At 64.5% G+C, this 3,867-nt stretch carries 5 protein-coding genes; 3 read left to right on the top strand and 2 right to left on the bottom strand.

What is annotated here, in order from left to right:
• Together AC2VOU_RS20130 and AC2VOU_RS20125 are read left to right on the top strand one after the other, a co-directional pair.
• On the top strand, positions 1-1,236 hold a 1,236-nt coding region (locus tag AC2VOU_RS20130), incomplete at its 5' end, for a flavin-containing monooxygenase (protein WP_486958950.1).
• Between the two features lie 8 nt (positions 1,237-1,244).
• Positions 1,245-1,532: a hypothetical protein gene (locus tag AC2VOU_RS20125; RefSeq protein WP_486958949.1), complete on the top strand. Its 288-nt coding sequence runs from the start codon at positions 1,245-1,247 to the stop codon at positions 1,530-1,532.
• On the opposite strand, the gene AC2VOU_RS20120 is transcribed toward AC2VOU_RS20125, so the two are convergent.
• Entirely contained in the window at positions 1,495-2,733 is a 1,239-nt protein-coding gene (locus AC2VOU_RS20120) for a TetR/AcrR family transcriptional regulator (RefSeq protein WP_486958948.1), read from the bottom strand. The two genes, AC2VOU_RS20125 and AC2VOU_RS20120, sit on opposite strands and share 38 nt — an antisense overlap.
• A 208-nt stretch (positions 2,734-2,941) precedes the next feature.
• Between AC2VOU_RS20120 and AC2VOU_RS20115 the strand changes: the two genes are divergently transcribed.
• Positions 2,942-3,289 (top strand): hypothetical protein, encoded by a 348-nt coding sequence (locus tag AC2VOU_RS20115; RefSeq protein ID WP_486958947.1) that lies wholly within the window; start codon positions 2,942-2,944, stop codon positions 3,287-3,289.
• 29 nt (positions 3,290-3,318) lie between these two features.
• Here the strand turns inward: AC2VOU_RS20115 and AC2VOU_RS20110 are convergent.
• On the bottom strand, positions 3,319-3,867 hold a 549-nt coding region (locus AC2VOU_RS20110), incomplete at its 5' end, for a M28 family peptidase (protein WP_486958946.1).

Here is a 3,867-nt window from a genome sequence, read left to right as displayed (position 1 = left end):
TACGCCGCGCGCGTGGCCGACAAGTACGACGTGCGCCGGCACATGCGGTTCAACACCGTCGTGGAGTCGGCCCGGTGGGACGACGAGGCCCGCCGCTGGCAGGTCGCACTGTCCGGCGGCGACGTGCTCTCAGCGCGCTACCTGATCACCGCGACGGGCTTCCTGTCGCAGCCGAAGACCCCCGACATTCCCGGCATCGACACGTTCGAGGGCAAGGTCATCCACACCACCGAGTGGCAGGACGACTTCGAGCCGGCGGGCCGCCGCATCGGGGTCATCGGAACCGGCGCGACGGCGGTTCAGCTCATTCCGAAGCTCGCGGAGAAGGCCGCCGATCTGACCGTCTACCAACGCACCCCGATCTGGGTCGCCCCGAAGGTCGACTTGCGGTTCTCCGATCGCTCCAAACGACTCTTCGCCCGACTTCCCTGGACCCAGCGGGTGATCCGGGCGGTCACCGACACCATTTACGAGTTGCTGATCACCGGGCTGGTGCGATACCGGATCACGATGTTCCGAAGGCTTCACATCTCTGCGATGGATCTGTGCAAGATCAACCAGTTCATTGCGATCCGCGACAAGGAGCTGCGCCGCAAGCTCACCCCCGACTACGACCTCGGATGCAAGCGCCCGACGTTCTCCAACACCTACTTTCGCAGCTTCACCAAGCCGCATGTCCACCTGCAGGCCGATGGCATCGAACGGATCGAGGCCGACGGGGTGGTGAACGCCGATGGTTCGAAGACGCACATCGACACGCTGGTGTTGGCCACCGGATTCGACTTGTGGGAGGCCAATTTCCCAGCGATCGAAGTGATCGGCCGCGACGGGCGCAACCTCGGAAAGTGGTGGCGCGACAACCGTTTTCAGGCATATCAAGGCGTGTCGATGCCCTACTTCCCGAACTACCTGAGCCTGGCCAGCCCGTTCGCCTTCCTCGGCCTGAACTTCTTCAACACCATGGAATACCAGATGCGGTTGATGGACCGTCTTTTCGGCGAGCTCAAACGCCGGGGCGCCGACACCTTCGAGGTGACCGAGGAAGCCAACGCCCGCTACCTCGACCGGATGACCGAGTTGCTGGGCGACTCGCTGTGGCTTCTGGGCAACTGCGCCACATCGCGGTCCTACTATTTCGATCCCGGCGGAGAACCCTCGCTGCTGCGGCCGATGTCCACGTCGACAGCGATCGACGAGGCGTCGAATTTTCCGCTGAGCGACTACGCGATCAGCTGAGGAGAGGCATGTCCCGCAAGAGCAACCGCATCGCCCGCTTCTCCGGTCTGGCTCTGGCCGGTGCCGGTTTGGCCCACTTCACCAGCCCGGAAATCTTCGAGCCGATCACCAAGTCGGCGTTCCCGCGCAACACCCGCCAGCACCTCTACGTCAACGGCAGCATCGAGACGGTGCTCGGGCTGAGCTTCGCGAGCCGACAGACCCGCAGTCTCGGTGTCGTAGGAATCATCGGCTACCTCGCCTACTTCGGCGGCAACGCTATCCATCAGTCCCACGGTCACTCCCAAACAGCGTAGCTTCCATCAGTTTTCGCACACAGGCCTGTGGATAGGCGGAGTTGTCGGCGGCCTCTTCATGGCGCACCCGCCGGCCGACGTCGACCACCAGGGCCATCGCCGCGTGGACCAGAATTCGCGCCCGGGTCTCGGTCAGCGCGGGACGCGCCGGTGCGAGCAGCCGCATCCAGGAATCGATCGTCGAGCGCTGCACGCGGCGCAGCAATTCCTGATCCACCTGCGTCAGGTTCACCCGCTCGGTGTAGTAGATCGCGGCCAGGTCCGGGTTGGCGAACGATGTTGCGACGTAGGCCTCGATCAGCAGCGTGAGCATGTCGCCGGGCTCGGTGAGCCCGGCCAGGATTGCCGACAGTCGGCCCGACACCCGATCGGCCGCGCGGCGTAAACCCGTCGCCAAAATGTCGCATTTGCCCGGGAAATACCGGTAGATACCCGACACCGGAATCCCCACGGCAGCGGCGATCTCGGCCATGCTGGTCTCGGGATATCCCTTGGCGTTGAACAACATCATCGCCGACTGCAGCAACGCTTCATACACCCCGGCGTCCGCGTCGAAGATCTGCCACGAAGCGGGCCGGCCGAGGTCGTCCTGCGGCGCGGGAAGGTCGGCGCCGATCACCGCCGACGCAGCCGCGCGCAACAGCGCACGGATCTCGTCGGTGGGTAACTGAACGCGGTGATCGACGGCGCTGCCGATCACACTGAGCATCCCGACCGCGAGCATCCGCCGCTGCGGGGAAGTCAAGTCCGGGCGAACTGCCTTGAGCGGGCGCTGAATTCGGCGTCTGACCAACCGGAGTTGGTCGCCCAGCGCCGCCTGGTCTTCGCCGTGCAGATAGCGGGCTTGCCACCGGTACAAGCCACCCGATTCGCGGTTGACCAAAGTCACGTCGACCACCGCGTCGATCAGTCGATCCAGTATCTCGTCGGGGTGGCCGTCATCGGCATCTGCGAAATCGGTGCAGTCGACCAGTTGCCGACCGAGCGCTAGGACTGCATCGCGGAACAGTTCGTACTTGCTCGCATGGTGGCGGTAGAGCGCCGGCGCGGAGATTCCGACCTTGGCCGCGATCGCCTCCATGCTGACGGCGTGATACCCCTGCGCACTGAACGCCGTGGCGGCGGCTCGGGCGATCTGGGCCTTGCGGTCTTTCGGACGACGACGTACAACGGCAGCGCCCTGGCCCCGCGCTGTCGTCACCGACTCACCCTAGCCTTGGGGCGACCCGCCAAAAAACCTACCGCAGAGTCAGAATTGCAATTAACATAATTGGCATTCCGTGCACCTGCGCGACCGTAAAGCCGCTGCGGTCATGGGCAAAACGCAACGTTGCAGACGACTTACCGGCAGCGACCACCACACCCCGGATTCACATCTTTCGACCATGGCCCTACTCGAGAGGAGCGCCATGAGGAACCGCCAGGTAATGCTCGCAGTACTGGGGACCGCGTTGATGGTCGCCGGCCTGTCGTCGCTGTGGTTACCGGTGTATCTGGGCCAGTACGACCGATGGGGCATGCAGATCAGTTGCGGCCGAGCCTTCAGCGCAAGCGTTCCCTCGCCCGCCGATGCTTTCGGCGCCGATTATGCGGGCCAGTGCGGATCCGCGCTGCTGCTGCGTCGAATCTGGGCCATCCCGGCCGCGGTCGTCGGATTCATCATCGTGATGTTCACCGCGGCGATCTGGATGCGCCGGGCGCCCGACAATCCCGAGGAAAGCACCCGATTCTGGGAAATCCATGGCGACGCCACCTGATATTTTTAGCGCCGCGCCGTCCAGGAGCGCTAATTCTTGGTCAGCGGGTGGCGGGTCCGGTCCGCGCGAACCGGAACGCCGTTGCGCCCGGAGAGGTCTTGGGCGTAAAAGCCGGTCACATAGGCGACTCCGCCGCCGTTGATACCCAACTCGGCGCGGTCGATGTGTTCCAGCGTGTCCGTGCTCTGGTGATAGTTCGGATCGAACGGTTGGCCCGCGAGGCCACCCCACAGCTTGGCCTCATCGTCGGACTTCTTGTTCTCGGCGCCCGAGAACAGCCCACCCGCCGGGACGCCCGCCTGGGTGAAGCCGTCGTAGTCGGAGCGGCCGTCGAACGACGTGTCCTGCGGGGTCTTACCGGCCGAGTTGAGGTAGGCGGCCAACTCCCGCTCGATGCCGGCGGACCCCTCGGGCACCACTGGGCTGCCCCGCTTGTCAGCCGGAAGCGACTGATCGCCGTCGTAGGTGAAGTAGCCCGGGTTCGGCGACGCGAGCATGTCGAAGTTCAGATACAGTGCAATGTCTTTCAGCGCGTTCAGATCTAGCGACTCGACGTAGTTGCGAGACCCGACCAGGCC

This window comes from Mycobacterium sp. TH-M25, assembly GCF_057473665.1.
This window is presented reverse-complemented; position numbering and strand designations above follow the sequence as displayed.

Bases quoted from the DNA above. Each gene is read 5' to 3' on its own strand.
- AC2VOU_RS20125 (WP_486958949.1), top strand. From the start codon at position 1,245: ATGTCCCGCAAGAGCAACCGCATCGCCCGCTTCTCCGGTCTGGCTCTG.
- AC2VOU_RS20115 (WP_486958947.1), top strand. From the start codon at position 2,942: ATGAGGAACCGCCAGGTAATGCTCGCAGTACTGGGGACCGCGTTGATG.